Origin of the sequence: Pseudotabrizicola sp. (assembly GCF_030684215.1) — a bacterium.
Lineage (GTDB): Bacteria > Pseudomonadota > Alphaproteobacteria > Rhodobacterales > Rhodobacteraceae > Pseudotabrizicola.
The window spans coordinates 146,837-168,539 of the sequence record NZ_JAUXOV010000036.1 but is presented as its reverse complement, the minus strand read 5'-3'; the positions used below and the strand labels follow the sequence as shown (position 1 = coordinate 168,539).

Genomic DNA, 21,703 nt, shown 5'->3' with positions numbered 1-21,703 from the left:
GCGCAGCGCAAGGGCTTAGCGCTTGCCGTAATAAAGGCCCACCACATGCTCGGCTTGCGCAAAGAACAGCCAGCGTTGTGCAAGCGCCCCCAGCAGATGCAGCGGCACCGCGACATAGGGGCCATACCGGCCGGGCAAGAACAGCATGGCCAGCAGGGGCAAAGCCACAGCCAAAATCAGCGCAAGCGCACGCAGTTTTGGCACATGACGGCGGCAAACCACATAGATCATCTCATGCAGCAGGTAGTTGCCGGCCGTATGGGCAGGCTCAAAAACCGAGGTCTGCCCCAGCCCGCCAAGACCCGTCGCCGTGCCCATCGTGCTGCCCGCACGGGCAAATGCGCCGTCGCCAATCCGCCAGTGCAGCACCATTCCCGCGCCCAGCACCACCAAAGCCGCAATCGCCGGGCCACGCAGCCCCGCCAGCAGACAGCCGCCCGTGACGGCAAACACCAAAAACAGCACAGGCACATTCCAATGATGCCAGCGCGGCACGGCGCGGATCTGGGCATAGATCATGCCGGTGGCCGCAACGGTCGCAAAGGCCAGCGCCGCCCCCAGCCAACCCAGCGCGCGCGGAAGGCCAAGACCCAGCCATGCCGACAGCGCCACCGGGGCCAACACCAGCAAGGCCAGCACCGCAAACCACGCCTCACGGCTCAGCCAGCTTGACCGCCATTGCGTGAACGCCCGCCACGCGCGGCTAGGATTGCCGAGGTGAAAAGCAGACGCCACAAGCCCGGCCGTGGCCAGAAAAAAGCCCATGAACCAATGCGCAAGCGCCGCCACGCCGCTGTAGTCATGCACAGTGCCAAGCAAGGCCAGATAGCCAAAGCCCATGCCGGACAAAACAGTGAATATAATGACAGAAGGTGCTGGATTCATTCAAATCTTCCCCAAAACCCGGTCCAGCCATCCGGCAAAGCCCGTGGCCTTTATGTCCAGCAAAGGTGCCAGCAGACTGGCCTGATCAGGCCGGTCCTTCTTGCGCGGGGGCAGGTATTTATTGGTAGGCTTTGCGCCCTGTTCCGGCATCAGATCATAGCCACTACGCGCCGCCACCAACTGGCTGACCGCACTTTGCGGATCGTTGAGATCGCCGAAATGGCGCGCCCCGGTCGGGCAGGTTCGCACGCAGGCAGGCTCGCGGTCTTCCTCGGGCAGGTTTTCGTTGTAAATCCGGTCCACGCACAGGGTGCATTTCTTCATCACGCCCTCATCCGCATCCATCTCACGCGCGCCATAAGGACAGGCCCAGGCACACAAACCGCAGCCGACGCAGGCGTCTTCATTGACCAGCACGATGCCATCTTCCACACGCTTGTAGCTGGCCCCGGTCGGGCAGACGGTGACACAAGGCGCATCGGCGCAATGCAGGCACGACCGCGGGAAATTCACGATCATCGGCGCAGCCACTTCCGGCTGCACCTGATAGCTGTGAACCCGGTTGAGAAACACGCCTGAAGGCTTTGATCCATAAGGATTCTGGTCCGACAACGGCACGCCGTAACCCTGATCATTCCACCCCTTGCAAGCGGTTACGCAGGCCTGACAGCCCACGCAGGTATCCAGATCAATCACCAGCCCCAAGGCACGATCGGTTTTTCCCGGTAGACAGGTCATCGCTTGCGCCCTTCCGGCACCACAGACGTCAACGCGCCAAAGGCGGGCAGGCTTTGCCCATCCGGCGGCGGCTCGGCCCGTTCGATCCGCACCCGCAAATCGAACCACGCCGCCTGCCCGGTCACCGGGTCGGAATTGGAATAGCGCATGCCGTCGCCTTTCGCGGGCAAGAGTTCCGAGATCAGATGGTTCAGCAAAAACCCTTGCTTCGCCTCTGGCGCATCCTTGCTCAACGCCCATGCCCCCTTGCGCTTGCCAATCGCATTCCAGGTCCAGACCGTGTTTTCATTCAGCGCCGCCATATGCGCCACCGGCACCGTGATCTGCCCGGTGGGCGATGTCACCCGCGCCCAGTCGCCGTCTTTGAATCCATGCTGCACCCAGATTTTCGTGGGAACATACAACGGGTTATGCCCCCGGATCTGGCGCAGCCACGCGTTCTGGCTGCCCCAAGAATGATACATGTCCATCGGCCGTTGGGTCAGGGCGTGAACGGTAAAGCCAAACGGCTCGGCCGCATCGCCAAAGGGTTCATACCAGACCGGCAGCGGGTCCATCGCCAGTTTGAGACGCTCGCGCAGATGATCAGGCGGCTGCACTGCACCATGGCCTTCGGCGGCAAGCTGAAAGCGCCGCATTGGTTCGGACCAGATGTTGAACAGATAGGGCTGCGGGCTGTCAAACAGGCCCACCTTCACCGCCCAGTCCTGATAGGCTCTGTTCCACGGCTTGAAAAACCGTGCGTCGTCAGGCACATGCGCCTGATAAAACCCGCCATTGTCGATATAGCGTTGCATCTGGTCTGGGTTGGGAGCGCCCCGCCCCTCGCCATCCCCATTGCCGCGAAAGCCCATCAACGGCCCTACACCCGGGCGGCGCTGATGGTTGACGATGTAATCGGCGTAATCCTTGAACTTCGCCGTGCCGTCCTCGGCCACCATGCCCGGCAGGCCCAGCCGTGCCCCCAGATCCAGCAGCACCGACTGGAACCCGCGCACATCGCGGTCCGGGTCCACCACTGGCCAGCGGATCGCATCGCCTGCAGCGTCCGGCTCTGAAACCGGACGGTCGAGCATGGAAATGCAGTCGTGTCGTTCCAGATAGGTGGTGTCGGGCAGGATCAGATCGGCATATGCCACCATTTCAGAGGCATAGGCATCGGAATAGATGATGCGCGGAATGGTGTAGCTGCCATCCGCTTCCTGCGCGGTCAGCATTGCCATCACCTGCGCGGTGTTCATGGAAGAGTTCCACGCCATATTGGCCATATAGAGGAACAACGTATCAATCCGGTACGGGTCGCCCGCATGCGCATTGGGGATGACCATGTGCATCATGCCATGGGCCGAAAACGGGTTTTCCCAGCTGAACGCCTTGTCGATCCGCGCAGGAGAGCCATCAGGCAACAGCGCCAGCTGCTCCGGCCCGCGGACATAGCCCAGATGTGGACCAGACAAGGGCTTTCCCGGAACGGTGACGAAATGCGGGGTGGGATGCGCCTCCATCGGTTTGGGATAGGGCGGTTTCATCCGCCAGCTGCCGGGGGTTTCCACGGCGCCCAGCAGGATTTGCAGCAGATGCAGCGCCCGCCCGGTCTGGAATCCGTTGGAATGGGCGGAAATCCCGCGCATGGCGTGGAAACTGACCGGGCGGCCGGTCATGGTGGCATGTTCATCGCCGCGAAAATCAACCCAAGGCTGCGCGATTTCAATGGCTTGATTAAAGGCCACATCCGCCAGCTCCGCCGCAAGCTGCCGGATGCGCAGCGCGGTCACACCGCAGCGCGCCTCTACCACTTCGGGGGCATAGTCGGGCGACAGATAGCGCTCTGCCATGTGCTGAAACACCGTGCGATGCCCCTGCCAGATTGCCCCCAGATCGGGTTGCACGCCCTTGGCCTCCCACGGCGCAGGCATGCCGGTGCGGCGGTCGATCACAAACGGCTGCGCCTCGGCGTTGCGGACAAACAGGCCCTTTTCCGAGCCGTCAGTTTCATTGATGAGATAGGCCGCGTTGGTGAAGCGCGCCAGATACTCCAGATCCACCTTGCCCGCCTCTAGCAGGCAATGGATCAGCGACAGGATCAGCAAGCCATCGGTGCCCGGTGTAATCCCGATCCAGTCGTCGGCCACCGCGTTATACCCGGTGCGGATGGGGTTCACCCCGATCACCCGCGCGCCGCGATCCTTCATCTTGCCGATGCCAATCTTGATCGGGTTGCTGTCATGGTCTTCGGCCACGCCAAACAGCACGAACAGCTTGCTACGCTCCCAATCGGGAGCGCCAAATTCCCAGAACGCGCCGCCAAGGGTGTAAATCCCCGCAGCCGCCATATTGACCGAACAAAACCCGCCATGGGCCGCATAATTGGGTGTGCCAAACGCCTGCGCCCACCAGCCGGTAAAGCTCTGAGATTGGTCGCGGCCGGTAAAAAACGCCAGCTTTTCAGGGGCTTCCTCGCGCAATGGCCGCATCCAATCGACCGCCGTTTGCAGCGCTTCTTCCCAACTGATCGGCTCGAACGCGCCAGACCCGCGCGGGCCGACCCGGCGCAAAGGGGTACGCAACCGGCTGGGCGCAGTCACCTGCATGATGCCAGATGCGCCCTTGGCGCACAGCACGCCCTTGTTGATCGGATGGTCGCGGTTGCCTTCAATATAGCTCACGCGGCCAGAGGTCAGATGCACGTCAATCCCGCAGCGGCAAGCACACATGTAACAGGTGGTTTTGCGAACCTCGTCAGAGATTTGTGGCGATGTGTTCACAAATGGCTGGTTCACTTGGGCCCCTCCCGGTCCATCGCTGCGGCAGCTTCCATAGCAATCTGGCGCTCCTCATCGGCGGGAACTGTCCAGATTGCGACACTGGATGTCGCCGCGTGCAGGGCGTGATCGCCCCGCGCATTCGCGTCAGCGTCGATGACAGCCCCCAGAAAGGCAAGGTGCTTTACGATTTTGGAACGGGTAATACCGTCATTCTCACCAATTCCGCCGGTAAAGGTGATCGCATCCAGCCCCCCCATCGCCGCGCATAGCGATGCGCCGTGCCGCGCGGCCCAATAGCAGAAATGCTCGATGGCAAAGGCAGCCTCGGGCGTGCCTGCCGCGTGCAGGGCGCGCATGTCATTGGTGCCGGCCAGCCCTTTCAATCCGCAATCGCGGTTCAATATCCGGGCGGCCCCATCCACCCCATGGCGCGCGGCCATGTCCAGAACCACAGCCGGATCAAGACCACCGGGGCGGGTGCCCATGGTCAGGCCATCCAGCGGTGAAAACCCCATGCTGGACGCAACAGACCGGCCGTTCAGGATGGCACAGGCCGATGCACCATTGCCTAAATGGAACGAAAGCATACGCTTTGGAACCGTCTTCCCGGAAATTAATTGCACTTTTCGAACAATTGCGGCGTAGGACAGACCATGAAAGCCATAGCGCCGCAACCCGCGCACGCGCTCGGCCATGGGCAAGGCATAGCCAGTTGCCACCTCTGGATTGGCCGCATGAAACGCCGTGTCGAAGGCGGCATATTGCGGCACCGCTGACCACAGCTTGGCCACAGCGCGAATGCCTGCCAGCGCGGGCGGATTGTGCAAGGGCGCAAAACCGGCGCAGGCCTCTATCTCGGCCTCAACCTCGGGCGTGATCCGGCAGGTCTGGGTCAGCCGCATGCCGCCATGCACGACCCGGTGCGCCGCCGCCCGCACCTGACCCAGAGGCAGTGACAGCTTGTCCAACCCAATCGCCAAGGCCTGCGCGTGATCGGCAGGCCCGCCCGAGCCAATCGCCTCGACCTGGGTTTGCGCGTGCAGGTCGGTCCCGTCAAACGCCGCCAGCTTGACCGAAGAAGACCCCGAATTGATCACCAGCAGCATCAGATCACCGATTTCAAAAGCCCCGCCACCGACAAAGCTGTCAGCAACAGGATGGCAAAGCGCCGAAAGTCTTGCGGACTGGTCCGGGCAAACCTGCGCCCGCCCAACCATAGCCCGACCAGCATGAAGGGCAAACCAAGGGCTGTCGCGATAAAACTGTCGCGGGTGATCTGTCCGGCATGCCAAAGCACCGGCAAAGACCACAGATCCAACGCTGTGAAATAGGCGATGACGGTCGCCCGAAACACCACAGGCGCCACGCCTTGCGCGGTGAAGAACACCGCCACCGGCAAACCGCCAACCCCCATGCCATTGGCAAACCCCGACACCGCGCCCACGCCGACATGCACGCCATGCCCCTGCCGCCCGATGTGCCAACCCACCAGCAGCAAAACACACATCGCCAGCACAAAGCCCGACAGCACCGCGCGCCCAAGGTCAGCCCCGGCCCAGCTAATCGCAGCGACCCCCAGCGGCACCCCGACCAGACAGCCCACGAACAGCCCCGCCACCCGCCGCCAGTCAATATGTGCCCAGATCCCCCGCGCCTGCCCCGCCGTCATGAAGATGTCGGCCAGAATGACCACCGGCACAAAGGGGAACGGGTCGGTCACCAACGCCGCAAACAGCATGACCAGCGCAGCAAACCCAAAGCCGGAATAGCCGCGCACATAGCCTGCGACGACCATTCCAACTGCGACCAGAACCGCCTCCAGCCGGGTCAGGCCAAAGGGGATCATACCGTTTGAGGGCGCATGTCAGCGGCAGAAATACCAGCAACTTCAACGGGTTTCTTCATCGCATCGCGGCGGAACGGCTCGCCCAGTTCTTGGTTGATAAGCGCCTCGATCAGCGTGGTCTTGCCCGCCTTTTGGTCGGCCAGCGCCGTGGTCAGTGCCGCGCGCAACCCCTCCATCGTGCTGGCCTGCACGCCCTGCAACCCGCACGCCCGCGCGATGGCAGCATAGCTTACGCCCTCGTCCAGTTCGGTGCCGACGAAATTGTCGTCATACCACAGGGTGGAATTGCGTTTTTCCGCGCCCCACTGATAATTGCGGAACACAACCATGGTAATCGCAGGCCATTCCGGGCGGCCAATCGCGGTCAACTCAGTCACCGCAATCCCAAACGCCCCATCCCCGGCAAAACCCACCACCGGCACATCCGGGCACGCGATCTTGGCCCCGATGATAGAAGGCAGACCATATCCACACGGGCCAAACAGGCCCGGCGCAAGGTATTTGCGCCCCGACTCAAACGTCGGATAGGCGTTGCCAATCGCGCAATTGTTACCGATATCGCTGGAAATAATCGCCTCACGCGGCAGCGCCGACTGAATCGCGCGCCATGCCATGCGCGGACTCATCCAATCAGGCTTGGCATCGCGTGCCCGCTGATTCCATGACGTGCCCGGATCATCTTCTTCGTGATCCATGGATGACAGCGCCTGCGCCCACACCGATTTTGTCTGTGCAATCTTTGCTCTGCGTTCTCTACGCGCATGGTCACCGGCGGTGATGGCCAATCGCGCCAAAACCGCTTCGGCGACCTTTTTAGCGTCGCCGACAATACCGATTGTCACCTTTTTCGTCAGCCCGATCCGATCCGGGTTGATATCGACTTGGATGATCTTGGCCGCTTTCGGCCAGTAGTCCAGCGCGTATCCCGGGAGCGTTGAAAACGGGTTTAACCGGGTACCTAAACAGAATACCACATCTGCACCCGAAATCAACTCCATTGCGGCCTTGCTCCCGTTGTAGCCCAATGGCCCGGCAAACAGCGGATGCGAGCCAGGGAAGGCATCGTTGTGCTGATAGCCCACGCAGACCGGCGCATCCAACCGCTCTGCCAGCGCCATGCTGGCTGGAATGGCCCCCGCCAGCACCACGCCCGCGCCGTTCAAGATAACCGGGAACTTCGCGGATGACAGCAACTCTGCCGCGGCCTCAATCGCCGCCTCGCCACCCGAAGGGCGTTCGAACTCCACCACGGCGGGCAGGTCGATATCAATCACCTGTGTCCAGAAATCACGCGGCATGTTGATTTGCGCCGGGGCGGACTGACGCTTGGCCTGCAAGATACAGCGGTTCAGCACCTCGGCCACACGCGACGCGTCGCGCACCTCTTCCTGATAGCAGACCATGTCCTTGAACAGCGCCATCTGTTCCACTTCCTGAAACCCGCCCATGCCGATGGTCTTGTTCGCCGCCTGCGGCGTGACCAGCAAAAGCGGGGTGTGATTCCAGTACGCGGTCTTCACGGCGGTCACGAAATTGGTGATCCCCGGTCCGTTTTGCGCGATCATCATGCTCATCTTGCCCGATGCACGGGTATAGCCATCGGCCATCATCCCGCCGCTGCCCTCATGCGCGCAATCCCAAAAGGTGATTCCCGCCCGTGGAAACAGATCAGAGATCGGCATGAAGGCCGACCCGATGATGCCGAAAGCATGCTCAATTCCATGCCGCTGCAAGACTTTGACAAAGGCTTCTTCGGTGGTCATACGCATGGGCTTGGCTCCGGCATTATGGATCTGACCCCCACTCTAACGGCGGCGCCAAACCAGCCTTAGGGCCAGAGCGCGCGCGACTTTAGGTCCAGTTGTGCCGCTACCGCATCTGCCCCAAAGCAGTGGCGATCCGCGCAATCCCCTCGGGTATCCGCGACGGCGCAATCGAGGAATAGGCCAGCCGATAAAACTGCCGACTGACCCGGTCGGGGTGAAAGAACGCCCGCCCCGGTTCAATCAGCACACCAACTTCGCGCAGCCGCGCCGCCAGCACCTCGGTGTCCACCCCGTCCGCCGCCCGCATCCAGATGCTTGAGCCACCAAAGCCGCCCTGCCCCGCCACGCTCAGACGCTGTTCGGCCAACGCCTCCTCCATCACCTGCCGCCGGCGCCGGAACGCCACCCGCATCCGGTTGATCAGCGCATCATAATGACCATCGGCCAGAAAATAGGCCACCGTGCGCTGGATATGCCCCGGTGGATGGCGCAAAACCATCGACCGCAGCGCCCGCGCCTCGGCAATAAAGCTGGGCGAGGCCACCAGATACCCCAGGCGCAGCCCCGGAAAGATCGACTTGGAAAACGAGCCCGCATAAATCACCCGGCCGTCACGGTCCAAAGACTTCAGCGCCGGGGCGACGGGTTTCAGAAATGACATCTCGAATTCATAATCATCCTCGACCACGACAAACCCCTGCCGCGCCGCCGCTTCCAGCAGCGCCACACGGCGCGCGACAGGCATGGTCGCATTGGTCGGGCACTGATGCGATGCGGTGGTGAACACCACATCCACGCCATCAGGCACTTGCTCCGGCGGCAATCCGCCCTCATCAACATCAACCGCCAGCACCTCCGTCCCTGATGGCTCCAGAATGGCGCGCAGCCCCGGATAGCCGGGATTTTCCATCACCGCCCGCTTGCCCGGCCCCAGCAAGACCTGTGCGGCAATCCACAACGCGTTCTGCGCGCCCATGGTCAGCAAAACCTCCTCGGCGCGCGCGGCAATCCCCCGGCGCGGCAGAATGCTGCGCACTACATGCTCAAGCAACAAGGGATCATCGCGCTCATAATAATCCGAGGTCAGCGCCGCAAAATCGCGTCGCCCCAAGGCACGAAGCGCACAAGACCGCCAGTTCTGGTGATCAAACAGCGCCGCATCCGCCTGCCCGTAAATAAAAGGAAACGGATATCGCTCCCAATCCTCGGGCTTGGCAAGCCGCGCCAAACGCGAAAACCGCGCGCCAGTCAACGCCGCAAAATCCACCCCCTCATCGCGCACGGGCGCGGATGGAAACTCCGGCGCACGCGGCGCCGTGTCTGATACGAAATACCCCGATCGCCCCTTTGCCGACAGATAATCAGACGACACCAGATCGGCATAGGCCAGCGTCACCGTAATGCGGCTGATCCCCAGATGGGCCGCCAATCCGCGCGAAGATGGCATCTTGTCCCCGGGCCGCAACCGCCCCGCCAGAACCCCTTGCACCACCATCGACCGGATCCGGCTTTGCAAGGTGCCAACAGCGCCCGGCGGCAGAAAAAACGCTTCAACTGGAATGGGCATGATCTGGCCTTATCACGAATAAGTCCAGAAAACGCTGCCACCATGCAAAGGTCAAGCCGCTTTCATCTTGGCAAAAATACTCCCGCCAGAGGCAATGCGGAGGAGGAGCGGCACGCGACGACGACATAAAACGAATATCCTCTGCCCCACTTTGGGGCAGAGGATTCAATTCCCTTGAAACACCGTCAGCCACATACCCGCGTCAGGGCCTGATCAATCGCATCGGTGATCTGGTCAATGTCATCCGGCGTGGCAATCAGCGCTGGCGACAGGCACAACGTGTTGTTCAGGCCCGGAACCGATCGGTTCGTGGCCCCGATAATCACCCCTTGCGCCATGCAATCGGCCACCACTGCCTGCACCCTTTTCTCGTCCAGCGCTTCTTTCGTGCCGCGGTCTGCCACCAGTTCGGCCCCAAGGAACAACCCCTTGCCACGCACATCGCCAATGGCCTTGTGCTTGTCCATCAGTGCGCGCAGGTTGTTCAGACAGCGCTCGCCCATGGTAATGGTGTTGTTCAGCAAATCCTCATCCTCGATGATCTTCATGTTCTCCAGCGCCGCCGCAGGCCCGGCGGTGCAGCCGCCAAAGGTCGAGATGTCGCGGAAATAGCTCATCGTATCTGTGGGATCGTCCTTGAACAGGTCAAACACCGCTTCGGTCGTTACCGTGCAGGAAATCGCCGCATAGCCAGAGGCAACACCCTTCGCCATGGTCACGAAATCGGGCTTGATGCCGTAATGCTGATAGCCAAACCAGGTGCCGGTCCGGCCCACGCCGCAGACCACCTCGTCGATGTGCAGCAAGATGTCATACTTGCGGCAAATCTCCTGCACCCGTTCCCAATAGCCCGCTGGCGGCACGATCACCCCGCCACCGGCCGTGATCGGTTCCAGCACCAGACAACCGACGGTATCGGGGCCTTCGCGCAGGATAACCTCCTCAATCGCGTCAGCCGCCCGCTCACCGTAATGCGCCACGTCCCATTGCGCGCGGTATTCCAGACAATGGGGCACAATCACGAACCCATCCGGGTAGGGCCCGTATTGCGCCGCCCGCTGCGCTTGCCCGCTGGTCGCCAGAGTGCCGATGGTGGTGCCGTGATAATCCCTTTCGCGGTACAGGATTTTCCACTTCTTGCCGCCATGATGCTTGTGCGCGATCTGGCGCACCATCTTGTAAACCTTCTCATTCGCCTCAGAGCCCGAGTTCGAATAGTAAACCCGGCTCAGCCCCGGCATCTTTTCGATCAATCTTTGGGCAAATCGCGCGCCAGGCACGGACCCTGCGGCGCCTGCAAAGTAGTTCATCTTGATCAGCTGGTCGCGCACGGCGTTGGCGATGCTCTCGCGGCCATAGCCCACGTTCACCGTCCAGACCCCACCCGACACCGCATCCAGATGCTCTTTGCCGCGCGCATCCCAGACCCGCATGCCCTTACCCTCGATGATCACGCGCGGATCAACGGTTTCATAGAGTTTGTGCTGGCTCAGATGATGCCAGACATGGGCGCGGTCGGCCTCGACCACCGCGGAGATATCATTGCTGCTGTAGCCATCCATGGCTGTGCCCCTTTGTGCGTGATGTGTCAGCATCCGCCTTTGACGCGGGCATTCGTAGGGCCAGACGCCCCGCCCCGATAATGCCAGTTACAAAATCGTTTTGCACATGGCGAAAGCAGGGCAAAGATCACAGGGCAACGGCCTGACGCCTGTGGAAGCAGTCCTTCCGATTTCCTGAAACCCGGTCAAGCCGCTGGACAGACCGAAAGCTGCCCCGACCAATGAGGGCAAGAGCAAAAGCAGAAAAGCAACTGACACCAACAAGGAGAACCCGAGGATGACATTCCGCAAGACTCTGACAACTGCTGCCGCAACCGTGGCCCTTCTGGCCGGCACCACCAGCGCCATGGCATTGGACGAGGTGACGGTGGCCTATTTCATGGAATGGCCGATGCCGTTCCAATACGCCAAAGTGCAGGGCACCTATGACGCTGAAATGGGCGTCAAGGTGAACTGGGTTGCTTTTGACACCGGCACCGCCATGTCGGCCGCAATGGCGGCGGGCGACGTCCATTTTGCGGTAAGCCAGGGCGTGCCGCCCTTTGTTGTCGCCACCAGTGCCGGGCAGGATCTGCAGATCCTTGATGTCGCGGTATCTTATGCCGACAACGATAATTGCGTCGTCCAATCTGCTCTTGAGATCGACAAGGACAACGCTGCCGAGATTTCCGGTAAAAAGGTAGCCGTGCCGTTGGGCACGGCCGCGCATTACGGCTTTTTGAAACAGATGGACCACTTCGGCGTCGATCTAGCCAACCTTGAGATCGTGGATATGGCGCCACCGGATGGGGCAGCCGCCTTTATCCAAGGGTCGGTTGAGATGTTCTGCGGCTGGGGTGGCAGCCTGCGCCGCGCCAAAGAGGCGGGCAATGTGCTGCTGAGCGGCGCCGAGAAAGAGGCGCTTGGCATTCTGGTGTTTGATGTCACCTCTGCCCCTGCGTCTTTTGTCGCGGAAAACCCTGATCTGGTGACCAAGTTCCTGAAAGTTACCGCCGATGCCAATGCCATGTGGGCAGACAGCGCCAATCACGCCACCATGCTTCCGGTGATTGCAGCGGATTCTGGCATGGACGAAGCTGCCACCGCCGAAACCATCGCCACTTTTGTCTTTCCGACTGTTGCAGATCAGATGTCCGCTACCTGGCTGGGCGGCGGCGCGCAAGAGTTCATGAAGGGTGTGGCCGATGTTTTTGTCAGCGCAGGCTCGATCCCGGCGGCGTTGCCCAGCTATGACACCACCGTCAACACCGCGCCACTGGCTGCTGCGGGCGGCATGTAAAACCCAAAGGGCGGCCCAAACCGGGCCGCCCGTTTTTATCACCGGGGGATTTATGTCCGGACTGATCATCGACAACATCTCGATGCGTTTTGACCTTCCGAATGGCGCGGCGGTTCAGGCGTTGCAAAACGTCTCGCTTGATCTGAAGCAGGGCGAGCTCTTGTCGGTTCTGGGACCGTCAGGCTGTGGCAAAACCACGCTTTTGAATATCCTTGCGGGCTTTCTTGCACCGACCGAAGGCCAGATCATTCTTGGTGGCAAGCGAGTGGCTGGCCCCGGCCCCGAACGCGGCATGGTGTTTCAGCAAGGCGCTCTGTTCGAATGGATGAATGTGCGCCAGAACATCGACTTTGGCCCGCGCATGAAGGGCATGGCAAAGGCAGAGCGCGACCGGATCACCGATCATCTGCTGGAAACCGTTGGCCTGCATGATTTTGGTGAAAAAGCGGTCTATGAATTGTCGGGCGGCATGCAGCAGCGCGTGGCGCTTGCCCGCTGCCTTGCCAATGATCCCGACGTGATCTTGATGGACGAACCCCTTGGTGCATTGGACGCGCTGACCCGCGAAAAGATGCAAGGTCTGGTGCTGAAGCTGTGGAAAGAGACCGGCAAGACCGTGGTGCTGATCACCCATTCGGTCGAAGAAGCGCTGCTTTTGGGCGAACGATTGCTGGTGATGGCCCCGCGGCCGGGCCGGATTTTCCGCGAATACAACCTGCCTTTTGCCGAGCGCGGCGTGAACATGGACCTGCGCGAGGTCAAGAAATCTGACGGCTTTGCCGAGACCCGAGAGGAAATCTTGTCGATGATCTGGGGCATGGAAGAAGAAATCATGGGCAAAAAAGAAGGTGCCGCATGATGGTTCTGGTCTTCTATGTGGTGATCTTTGTAAGCTCGATGCTGGTCTGGGGCCGGATCAAGCGGCACCGCGACCGGCATGATTTTACTTCGCTCAAAACCGTGACCTTTGGCGACGAATCCGCCATTGCCCCTGATCGGGTGGCAAGTGTCATTTCAATCCTGTCGGTGTTTCTGATCTGGGGCGCGTTCACCGGGTCTGCAATCGTGCCGCTGCATGTGCCGGGCCCGTTTGTCGGTGAGGCCGGGTTCACCTACACCGCCCGCGCCCCCGATGGCGCGGAAGCGCAGGCCGAAGTCCGCATTACAGTGCATAAGGCCACCGACGTTCCGACAGCGCCCACCGTTGCCGAGGGCAGCGGTTTTGCGAAATCCGATACAGCCGTGGTGCAGGCTTGGCGGTCGGTGCTGCTGCGGGTGACCGAAAACGATGGTGACGGCGCGTCCGTGGTGGCGATCAATGGCCAACCCATTGCAGTGGAAGACCGGGTGAACGTCACCGGCGGCACCGTCACGCTGACCCAGCGCGGGTCGCTGAATTTTCAGGCCGCCAAGGGCATGCAGATGGAGCCGATCTGGCTGCCCTCACCCGAGGCAGTGGTGGCGCGCTTTACGGAGATTGCGACCAACGGCTATCAGAACACCTCGCTTTGGGGGCATCTGGGCGCGTCCCTGGCGCGGGTGATGGCAGGGTTTGTGCTGGGGTCACTGGTGGGCATTCCGCTTGGCTATGCGATGGGGCTGTCGGGCTGGTTCCGGGGCTGGTTCGACCCGATCGTCGAATTCATGCGCCCTGTGCCACCCTTGGCGCTGATCCCGCTTGTCATCATCTGGTTTGGCATCTGGGAAACCGGCAAGGTGGTGCTTTTGTTCCTTGCCGCGCTCTGGATCATGGTGATCGCTGCGCGCTCTGGGGTGTCTGGAGTGAAGCTGTCGAAAATCCACGCCGCCTATTCGTTAGGGGCGTCAAAAGCGCAGATCATGCGCCATGTGATCATCCCCAACAGCCTGCCCGACATTTTCACCGGCGCACGGGTGGCCATGGGCGTGTGCTGGGGCACGGTCGTTGCTGCCGAACTTGTCGCCGCGCAAAAGGGCGCGGGGATGATGATCATCGCTGCATCAAAGTTCCAGCTGACCGATATCGTGGTGATGGGGATCATCCTGATCGGCGTGATCGGCTATGGCATCGACATCCTGGTGCGGATGGCCGAGAAAAAGCTGGTGCCATGGAAAGGGCGGGGCTGAGAGCGCCCTGCGTCAGATCTGGGCGGGCGGTTCGGTATCAGAACTTCAAGTCTGTGACCTTGACGCGCCTTCAGAAAAGGGGGGGCACTGCCCCCGCCTTCGGCTCTCCCGGGATATTTTTTGAACAGGTAAGTGTGGGGGGCGTTGCGCCTGACCGTCAACCTTGGCCTTACCGCCCTGTTGCCCGGTTTACCCAAGCCGCCAGCCGCGAGGGTGGGCCGCCCCGTGCCTCTGACCGGTCGGCAAGCGCGTAAGCCGCGTAGGTGCCGCGCAGGCCAAGCCAGCGCAGGGGTTCGGGCTCCCACCTGCGCGGGGTGCGGTTGACCCATGGCAGGAGAGTGAGCGGGTCGTCGGTGCCGAGGGCCAGCGCGGCGAGGGTGCGGCCTGCAAGATTGGCGGTGGCGACCCCCACCCCCACATAGCCGCCCGCGTGTCCGATGCGCGTCCTTGGGTCAAACGCCACCCCGGCGCACCAGTCGCGCGGCACACCAAGAACGCCGCACCATGCGTGGTCAATCCGGGCATCGCGTGTGGCAGGGAACAGGTGGTGCAGCCGGCTGGTGAGTTGCGCGATGGTGGCAGGGTCGGGTCGGCCGCTGTCGTCAATGCCTGAGCCGAAGCGGTAGGGCGTACCGCGCCCGCCGAACGCGATCCGGCCGTCGGGGGTGCGCTGGCAGTAGCAATAGCTGTGCGCAAAATCACCTACAATTTCATGATCTTGCCAGCCGATCTGCATCCATGTTTCCGGCGGCAATGGTTCGGTGATGATCTGGGCGGAATTCAGCGGCAACAGATCACGTTCATGACCGGGCAGTGTGGCGGTGAAGCCTTCGGTGCAGCGCAGGATGGTTTCAGCGGTGATGCGGCCATGGGTGGTGATGACCAGACCGGGCGCAATCGCGGTCACACGGGTGCCTTCGGCGATGCGGATGCCGCGGGCCGCGGCGACGCGGGCGAGACCAACCACAAGTTTCGCAGGCTGAATGCGGGCGGTGCCAGAAATCTCCAGCGCGCCGACGCCGCCCGCCATCCGCACCCGTTGCTTGATCTGCGCGGCGGTCAGCAAGCGCAGCCGATCCGCTTCTCCCCAGGCGCTGCGGTGCTGGTGTTCGGCTTGCAGGCGCTGCCATTGCGCCGGACTGGTTGCGATCAGAAGCTCATCGGTCGGGGTGATCCCGGCATCAATGCCAAGGGACTGGCATTGGTGGGTGATCTCGGCCACCGTTCCATTCATCGCCGCCACCATATCGCGCACGGCCTGCGGGCTGCTGCTGGCGGCGTAGCGGGCGTGGGACCATGCAAAACCACCTGTCAGCCAGCCACCATTGCGGCCAGAGGCCCCGAAGCCTGCAAACTCCGCCTCGACGATCAGGATGTCGAGATCCGGTCTGGCGGATCTGAGCGACAGAGCGGTCCACAGCCCGGTATAGCCCGCGCCGATGATGCAGACCTGTGCCGTGGTGTCGCCCGCAAGGGCCGGGCGGGGTTGGGGCGGGCCGATCTGCCGCCACCAGAATGAGGGGCCACCAGTGGGTATATCTGCTGTCATGCCAGCACCCTGCCCCGGCCCGGATGACAGCACAAGTCATGTGGGCGGCGGCGGTGATGAAGGCCGCCCTTTGTCGTGTCTCGTTTGTCCTTGGGTGTGCCCGCTTGCATGCCCGATCGCGTGATCTGGCCTGCCCGAGACGCCCGCATAGATTGAACAGATCAGCTGTTGCGCCCGACAAAGCAGAGCAGTCGCCCATCTGGGCACCAGAGAGTTGCCAAATCAGGGACTTGAACCAAACCCCTGATCTGGGGCAGGTTATGAAGGTTGAGTGTGGTAGCCGGGGGGCGGGCCACTGCCAGCCATGTTTAAAGGTTATCCAAGCGATGAGCCCGGTCATCACACGGTTGCAAGGCAACGGGCTTTTGGCCCGCGTGATGCGCAGCTCGGCGTGGACCGCGCTTGGATATGGTGCCAGTCAGGCCCTGCGGCTTGCGTCGAACCTGATCCTGACGCGGCTGTTGTTTCCCGAAGCCTTTGGTCTGATGGCACTGGTATCCGTGTTCATTGTCGGCCTGACGATGTTTTCCGATGTAGGCACCCATCCAGCGATCTTGCAACACAAGCGCGGCGATGATCCGGCATTTCTGAACACAGCCTTTTCCATTCAGGTGACGCGAGGAGTGGTTCTGTGGCTGGCCTCGGCGGCCATTGCATGGCCGGCTGCGGTGTTTTACGGCCAGCCCGACCTTGCGATGATCTTGCCCGTAGCCGGGTTTTCTTTGCTGCTTCATGGGCTTGAGCCGACGCGCGTGGATACGGCAGCGCGGCATTTGCGGCTGGGGCGGTTGACGGCGCTGGATCTGATTTCTCAGGTCATCGGCATTGTGTCGATGGTGACGCTGGCTTGGTTGACGCAATCGGTCTGGGCGCTGGTGGCGGGGTGGATCGTGTCATCAGGCGCACGTCTGTTGCTGGTAACATGGGCACTGCCCGGCCCCAAAAGCCGTCTGGGATGGGAACCGGCAGCAGCACATGATCTGCTTCATTTCGGCTTTTGGTTGTTTCTGTCAACCGCCTGCGGTTTTCTGGTGGCGCAGGGCGACAAGGCGATTTTGGGCAAATACCTGACGCTAGAGCAGTTGGGCCTCTACAACATCGGCTTTTTTCTTGCCTCGTTTCCGATGCTTCTAGGGCAGACCATTGGCGGGCGCATCCTGATCCCGCTGTATCGCGAACGCCCGCCCGGAGAGTCGCCCGAGAATTTCGCCCGCCTGCGTCAGATGCGCTTTATTCTGTCGGGGTCAGTCTTTGTGCTGCTGACGGTGATGGCATTTGGCGGTGAATGGATCGTCGATCTGATGTATGATGCGCGCTATTCGGCGGCAGGGGCAGTTTTGGTGCTGATTGCCGTGGTGCAGATCCCGTCGGTGATCGGAATGACCTATGACCAGTCGGCCTTGGCGGCGGGGGACAGCAGGAACTATTTCCTGCTGACGGCGGCGCGGGCGGGGTTGCTGGTTACCGGGCTGGTTGTCGGGGCAGAGTGGCTGGGGCTGGTCGGGGCGCTGGTGGGACAGGCTTTGGCGGCCATCGCGGTCTATCCGCTGCTGATTTGGTTGGCGAGACGGCACCGGGCATGGGATTGGCTGCATGACCTCACCTTTGCCGGGTTGGGGCTGCTGATCGCGGTTGCTGCCATCAGTCTGGACAGTGGACCGATTGGCGAGCTGCTGACTCTGTTCGGAAGGGCCGTGCCATGACCCTGCACAGCCAGACCACAGCAGATGCGACAACCGCAGAACATGCCCTGACCCCACTGCAACTTGGCATGGTTTATGAAAGCGCGCTTGCCGGACGGCCTTGGGTCAACCTTGAACAGATCGTCGTGCATCTGGACGACGAGGTGGTGGATGCCGAGGCCCTGCGCGCCGCATGGGCGGTTGTCGCCGCCCGGCATGAAGCGTTGCGCCTGTCGATCCTGTGGCGCAAGCGCGTGGTTCCGGTGCAGATCTTGCGCAGCACGGTCGATGTGGTCCTGAGCGTTGAAGACTGGTCTGGGCTGCCTGCGCGCCGCAGGGATGGGACGCTGCAGCAATATCTGGAAGCCGACCGCGAACAGGGCGTCGATCTGGAAGCGGCGCCTGCGTGGCGGGTGATGCTGGCACATCTGGGGCCACGGCGCGCAGTGATGGTCTGGACCGTGCATCACGCCATGGTCGATGGCCGCAGCATGGCCATTGTCCTCGAGGAAGTGTTTGCCGAGTTGCGCGGCCACGCCTTGCCCCCTGCCCCAAAGGTAGGATTTCTGGCCTATGCAATGGGTCTGGCCGCGCGGGACACCACGGCGGCGCAAAGCTACTTCCGCACCTATCTGGATGGGTTCGACCAGCCAAACCAGCTGACGGACGTGACCGCAGATCCGGCCCCGGCGCGCAAACGTCAGTTGGAACGCAGGCTGGACCCGGCGCTGACCGACGCGCTGACCGACCGGGCCGAAGCGACAGGCGCCACGCTGGCCACCGTGGTTCAGGCCGCATGGGGCATGGTGGTCGCCCGCTGGACCGGGCGCAGCATGGCGGTTTTCGGCGCCACGCGCGCGGGGCGCTATATTGTGCCGGGCACCGAACGCAGCGTGGGCTGTCTGATCAACACCTTGCCGATGCGGGTGCAGATCAGCCCGCCACGCGCTGCCGATGACTTTTTGTCCGACCTGCGCCACGATGCGCTGGCGCTGCGCGCGCATGAACATGCGGCACTGACCGATATTCGGCGCTGGTGCGGCATGCCAGGCACGGTATCGCTGTTTGACTCAATGGTGATGTTCGAGCGATCCAGCATGAATGAAACCATGCGCAGCACAGGCCCCGACTGGGCCACACGGCGGGTTGAGCTGCGCGAAGAAGGCGCTTTGCCGCTGACACTGGCCGCCTATGGTGACGCGGCCCTGCTTTTGGTGCTGGAACATGATCCGCTTGCGGTGAATGAGGCGCAGGCCGCCGCCATGCTGACCCATATGGCCGAACTTCTGGCATCCTTGGCCAAGGCGGGCACGACGACGCCGCTCAACCAGTTGACCATGCTGCCCCGGTCCGAGGAGGCCGCGCTGATTTCGCTGGGCAGGCCGGATCAGCGCTTGGTGCCGGCTGATCCCTGCATATCACTGCGCTTTTCCGACGTGGTTGCATTGCAGCCAAACGCTTGGGCCCTGCAGATGGTTGGTCAGCTGGGTATGCTGGATTTCACAACGCTGGCAGCGCAGGCAGGGGAGCTGGCCGGACGGCTGGTGCAGGCCGGGGCCGGGCCGGGGCAGGTCGTGGCAATCTGCCTGCCACGCGGGCCGGATTTCATCATTGCGATGCTGGCTGTCATGCAGGCTGGGGCGGCGTTCCTGCCGCTGGACCCTTCTTACCCCGAGCCGGTGATCGGCCATATGCTGCGCGACAGCGGCACAGGGCTGATGGTCACCCTGCCCGGTCAGGACGCGCCCGACGGCGTACGTTGCATTGCGCCCCACGCGGGTATCGGGGCGGTGCCGCTGCCTGCACCCGATTTTCTGCCCCCCGACCCCGACCGGCTGGCCTATGTGATCTATACCTCTGGCTCGACCGGGGTGCCAAAGGGCGTCAAAGTGCCGATGCGCGCGCTGTCGGCCCACGCGAGTGCCATCATCGCAGCCTTTGGCCTGACGCAATCGGACCGGGTTTTGCAATTTGCCAGCCTGTCGTTCGATGTGTCGATTGAGGAGATCATTCCCACGCTTCTGGCCGGGGCCAAGCTGATCTTGCGCAATGATGCGATGGCCACATCCGTTGGCCTGTTTCTGGAGGAAGTCGCGCAGCGCGCTGTCACCGTGCTGAACCTGCCAACGGCATTCTGGCATGTTCTGGTGGATGAAATGGCGCGCGATGGCTTGCAGCTTCCGCCATCAGTGCGACTGGTGATTGTGGGGGGAGAACAGATCAGCCCCCGCGCGCTGGCGACATGGCAACGGATCGCACCGCATCCGCGCTGGCTGAACGGCTATGGGCCGACCGAAACCACGATCACCTGCACCCTGCACGAACCCGGACCAGTGACTGCGGGCGAGGACATTCCGATTGGCCGACCCACAGCCCATGCCCGCGCCTATGTGCTTGCTGCAGATGGCTCTCTTGCGCCTCCGGGGGCGGTAGGCGAATTGTGGATCGGCGGGCCAGCAGTCAGTGACGGCTATATCGGACACGAGTCGCAAACCGCCGAGGCGTTTTGCCCGGACCGCTTCCATGGTGAGGGGCGGATCTACCGCACCGGCGATATGGCCCGCTGGCGGCCCGATGGGGTACTGGCCTTCCTTGGGCGGCGCGACCGTCAGGTCAAGCTGCGCGGCTTTCGCATTGACCTGCGCCATGTCGAACGTGTGCTTGAACGCGAAGACGGCGTGGGCCGCGCCTTGGCGCATGTGCTGGGGTCTGGCACGCCGACCGCCCGGCTGGTGGTCTGGGTCGCGGCAGTGGATGGTCAGCCGCTGCCCGATGCTCAGGCCCTGCGCGCCGCCGTGGCCGAGAAACTGCCGCCCCATATGCTGCCCGCAATTGTGCCGGTGGCCAGTTTTCCGCGCACGCCCGGCGGCAAGATCGACATTGCCGCCCTGCCCGCACCCGACGTGGCTCTGACAGCTGACGTGGCCCCGATCGATGATCTGGTCACCCGGAAAATCGCGGATCTGATGGCGCAGACGCTGGGGCTGGCATCGGTGGGGCCGGATGATGATTTCCACGACCTTGGCGGACATTCTCTGCTGGCGGTGCAGTTGATTGGCCGGATCGAGGCCGAGCTGGGCCACCGGCTTGGCGTGGCCGACCTGCACCGCCGCCCCACGCCGCGCGCTTTGGCGCGGGCCTTGTCAGCGGCACGGTCGGGGCCACGTTTTATCATCCCGATCCAGCCCAAAGGCAGCCTGCCACCCTTGTTCGGGGTGCATGTTCTGGGCCGGAATGAAGAACATTTCCGCCCGCTGGCCGCAGCTCTGGGACCGGATCAGCCAGTCTTTGGCCTGACGGTCGGGTTGCTCGCGCAGGATACACCTATTGGGGTGCAGGAAACCGCGCGTGCCTATGCTGATGAAATTCAACAATATTTCCCCGAAGGGCCGATCAGTCTGGGGTCGGTGTCGCTGGCAAGCTATGTCGCCTATGAACTGGCGCAGCAACTGATCCGCGCCGGGCGCGAGGTGCGGGTGATCGCGATGTTCGACAGCGCAGGCCCCGGCGGGCGCTCGCGCTTGTCGGGCCGGGCGCGGGTCGGCGTGCATCTGCGCCAGCTGTATCGGCGCGGGCCGTCGCATCTGGCGGGGATCGCGGCAAACCGTTGGGCAGATATGATGTATCGCACCAAAAAGCTGCGGCTCAGACTGCAGGAAACGCGGGGCGACACGGCGCCAATGACGGTTGATAAATTCATGGTCGCGGCGGAACTTGCTGTGCAAGCCTATGAGGTGCGCCCGATCCGCAGGCCACTGACCATTTTCCGGGCGCAGGAAAACGTCTTTGACAGCCCCGAAAGCGCGCGCGATGGTTTGGGCTGGGCCTCGGTTGCGGCTTCGGGGTTTGAGGTGATTGACGTGCCGGGCGATCACCTGTCGATCTTGCAAGCACCCAATGTGACGGTCCTGGCGGATCACCTGTCACGGCTGATGGCAGATTTGCCTGAAGGGTAAGG

14 protein-coding genes are annotated in these 21,703 nt (G+C 62.4%); 5 read left to right on the top strand and 9 right to left on the bottom strand.

The features are described 5' to 3' along the window. Nucleotides 1–15: 15 nt before the first annotated feature. From Q8K08_RS06115 to tpa, 8 genes are all read right to left on the bottom strand, one after another. Nucleotides 16–885 carry a DmsC/YnfH family molybdoenzyme membrane anchor subunit gene (locus Q8K08_RS06115; RefSeq protein WP_305249513.1) on the bottom strand — a complete coding sequence of 290 codons (870 nt, stop codon included), beginning with the start codon at nucleotides 883–885 and terminating at the stop codon, nucleotides 16–18. After that, nucleotides 886–1,623, bottom strand: a complete 738-nt coding sequence (locus Q8K08_RS06110; protein WP_305249512.1) for a 4Fe-4S dicluster domain-containing protein — start codon at nucleotides 1,621–1,623, stop codon at nucleotides 886–888. After that, on the bottom strand, nucleotides 1,620–4,403 hold the full coding sequence (locus Q8K08_RS06105) for a molybdopterin oxidoreductase family protein (RefSeq protein WP_305249511.1): 2,784 nt from the start codon (nucleotides 4,401–4,403) through the stop codon (nucleotides 1,620–1,622). The genes Q8K08_RS06110 and Q8K08_RS06105 overlap by 4 nt, the downstream gene beginning before the upstream one ends. Continuing rightward, the gene (locus Q8K08_RS06100; protein ID WP_305249510.1) at nucleotides 4,400–5,494 is read right to left on the bottom strand and encodes an acetate/propionate family kinase; all 1,095 of its coding nucleotides are present in this window, start codon (nucleotides 5,492–5,494) and stop codon (nucleotides 4,400–4,402) included. The genes Q8K08_RS06105 and Q8K08_RS06100 overlap by 4 nt, the downstream gene beginning before the upstream one ends. Next, complete coding sequence (locus tag Q8K08_RS06095) at nucleotides 5,494–6,234, bottom strand: sulfite exporter TauE/SafE family protein (protein WP_305249509.1); 741 nt, start codon at nucleotides 6,232–6,234, stop codon at nucleotides 5,494–5,496. The genes Q8K08_RS06100 and Q8K08_RS06095 overlap by 1 nt, the downstream gene beginning before the upstream one ends. Further along, the gene (gene xsc, locus Q8K08_RS06090; RefSeq protein WP_305249508.1) at nucleotides 6,231–8,003 is read right to left on the bottom strand and encodes a sulfoacetaldehyde acetyltransferase; all 1,773 of its coding nucleotides are present in this window, start codon (nucleotides 8,001–8,003) and stop codon (nucleotides 6,231–6,233) included. Before xsc ends, Q8K08_RS06095 begins: the two co-directional genes overlap by 4 nt. Nucleotides 8,004–8,103: 100 nt before the next feature. Next, nucleotides 8,104–9,567 (bottom strand): PLP-dependent aminotransferase family protein, encoded by a 1,464-nt coding sequence (locus Q8K08_RS06085; RefSeq protein WP_305249506.1) that lies wholly within the window; start codon nucleotides 9,565–9,567, stop codon nucleotides 8,104–8,106. A gap of 185 nt (nucleotides 9,568–9,752) precedes the next feature. Continuing rightward, complete coding sequence (gene tpa, locus Q8K08_RS06080; RefSeq protein ID WP_305249505.1) at nucleotides 9,753–11,129, bottom strand: hypotaurine--pyruvate aminotransferase Tpa; 1,377 nt, start codon at nucleotides 11,127–11,129, stop codon at nucleotides 9,753–9,755. Nucleotides 11,130–11,406: 277 nt separating this feature from the next. Between tpa and Q8K08_RS06075 the strand changes: the two genes are divergently transcribed. From Q8K08_RS06075 to Q8K08_RS06065, 3 genes are read left to right on the top strand one after another with little or no spacing between them, the layout of a single operon-like run. Next, nucleotides 11,407–12,408, top strand: a complete 1,002-nt coding sequence (locus Q8K08_RS06075) for an ABC transporter substrate-binding protein (RefSeq protein WP_305249504.1) — start codon at nucleotides 11,407–11,409, stop codon at nucleotides 12,406–12,408. 52 nt (nucleotides 12,409–12,460) lie between these two features. Then, nucleotides 12,461–13,267 carry a taurine ABC transporter ATP-binding protein gene (locus tag Q8K08_RS06070; RefSeq protein WP_304797976.1) on the top strand — a complete coding sequence of 269 codons (807 nt, stop codon included), beginning with the start codon at nucleotides 12,461–12,463 and terminating at the stop codon, nucleotides 13,265–13,267. After that, nucleotides 13,264–14,514: an ABC transporter permease subunit gene (locus Q8K08_RS06065; RefSeq protein WP_305249503.1), complete on the top strand. Its 1,251-nt coding sequence runs from the start codon at nucleotides 13,264–13,266 to the stop codon at nucleotides 14,512–14,514. The genes Q8K08_RS06070 and Q8K08_RS06065 overlap by 4 nt, the downstream gene beginning before the upstream one ends. A gap of 169 nt (nucleotides 14,515–14,683) precedes the next feature. Here Q8K08_RS06065 and Q8K08_RS06060 read toward each other — a convergent pair whose 3' ends face one another. Beyond that, nucleotides 14,684–16,063 (bottom strand): FAD-binding oxidoreductase, encoded by a 1,380-nt coding sequence (locus Q8K08_RS06060; protein ID WP_305249502.1) that lies wholly within the window; start codon nucleotides 16,061–16,063, stop codon nucleotides 14,684–14,686. Between the two features lie 326 nt (nucleotides 16,064–16,389). On the opposite strand from Q8K08_RS06060, the gene Q8K08_RS06055 reads away from it, so the two are divergent. Together Q8K08_RS06055 and Q8K08_RS06050 are read left to right on the top strand one after the other, a co-directional pair. Further along, nucleotides 16,390–17,766: an oligosaccharide flippase family protein gene (locus Q8K08_RS06055; protein WP_305249500.1), complete on the top strand. Its 1,377-nt coding sequence runs from the start codon at nucleotides 16,390–16,392 to the stop codon at nucleotides 17,764–17,766. Next, the gene (locus Q8K08_RS06050; RefSeq protein ID WP_305249499.1) at nucleotides 17,763–21,701 is read left to right on the top strand and encodes an amino acid adenylation domain-containing protein; all 3,939 of its coding nucleotides are present in this window, start codon (nucleotides 17,763–17,765) and stop codon (nucleotides 21,699–21,701) included. Before Q8K08_RS06055 ends, Q8K08_RS06050 begins: the two co-directional genes overlap by 4 nt. Nucleotides 21,702–21,703 lie beyond the last annotated feature (2 nt).

Excerpts from the sequence above, each read along its gene's own strand:
- xsc (WP_305249508.1), bottom strand. The coding sequence starts at position 8,003 with ATGCGTATGACCACCGAAGAAGCCTTTGTCAAAGTCTTGCAGCGGCAT.
- Q8K08_RS06055 (WP_305249500.1), top strand. The coding sequence starts at position 16,390 with ATGAGCCCGGTCATCACACGGTTGCAAGGCAACGGGCTTTTGGCCCGC.
- Q8K08_RS06075 (WP_305249504.1), top strand. The coding sequence starts at position 11,407 with ATGACATTCCGCAAGACTCTGACAACTGCTGCCGCAACCGTGGCCCTT.
- Q8K08_RS06065 (WP_305249503.1), top strand. The coding sequence starts at position 13,264 with ATGATGGTTCTGGTCTTCTATGTGGTGATCTTTGTAAGCTCGATGCTG.
- Q8K08_RS06070 (WP_304797976.1), top strand. The coding sequence starts at position 12,461 with ATGTCCGGACTGATCATCGACAACATCTCGATGCGTTTTGACCTTCCG.
- Q8K08_RS06100 (WP_305249510.1), bottom strand. The coding sequence starts at position 5,494 with ATGCTGCTGGTGATCAATTCGGGGTCTTCTTCGGTCAAGCTGGCGGCG.
- tpa (WP_305249505.1), bottom strand. The coding sequence starts at position 11,129 with ATGGATGGCTACAGCAGCAATGATATCTCCGCGGTGGTCGAGGCCGAC.
- Q8K08_RS06115 (WP_305249513.1), bottom strand. The coding sequence starts at position 885 with ATGAATCCAGCACCTTCTGTCATTATATTCACTGTTTTGTCCGGCATG.
- Q8K08_RS06050 (WP_305249499.1), top strand. The coding sequence starts at position 17,763 with ATGACCCTGCACAGCCAGACCACAGCAGATGCGACAACCGCAGAACAT.
- Q8K08_RS06095 (WP_305249509.1), bottom strand. The coding sequence starts at position 6,234 with ATGATCCCCTTTGGCCTGACCCGGCTGGAGGCGGTTCTGGTCGCAGTT.
- Q8K08_RS06110 (WP_305249512.1), bottom strand. The coding sequence starts at position 1,623 with ATGACCTGTCTACCGGGAAAAACCGATCGTGCCTTGGGGCTGGTGATT.
- Q8K08_RS06060 (WP_305249502.1), bottom strand. The coding sequence starts at position 16,063 with ATGACAGCAGATATACCCACTGGTGGCCCCTCATTCTGGTGGCGGCAG.
- Q8K08_RS06085 (WP_305249506.1), bottom strand. The coding sequence starts at position 9,567 with ATGCCCATTCCAGTTGAAGCGTTTTTTCTGCCGCCGGGCGCTGTTGGC.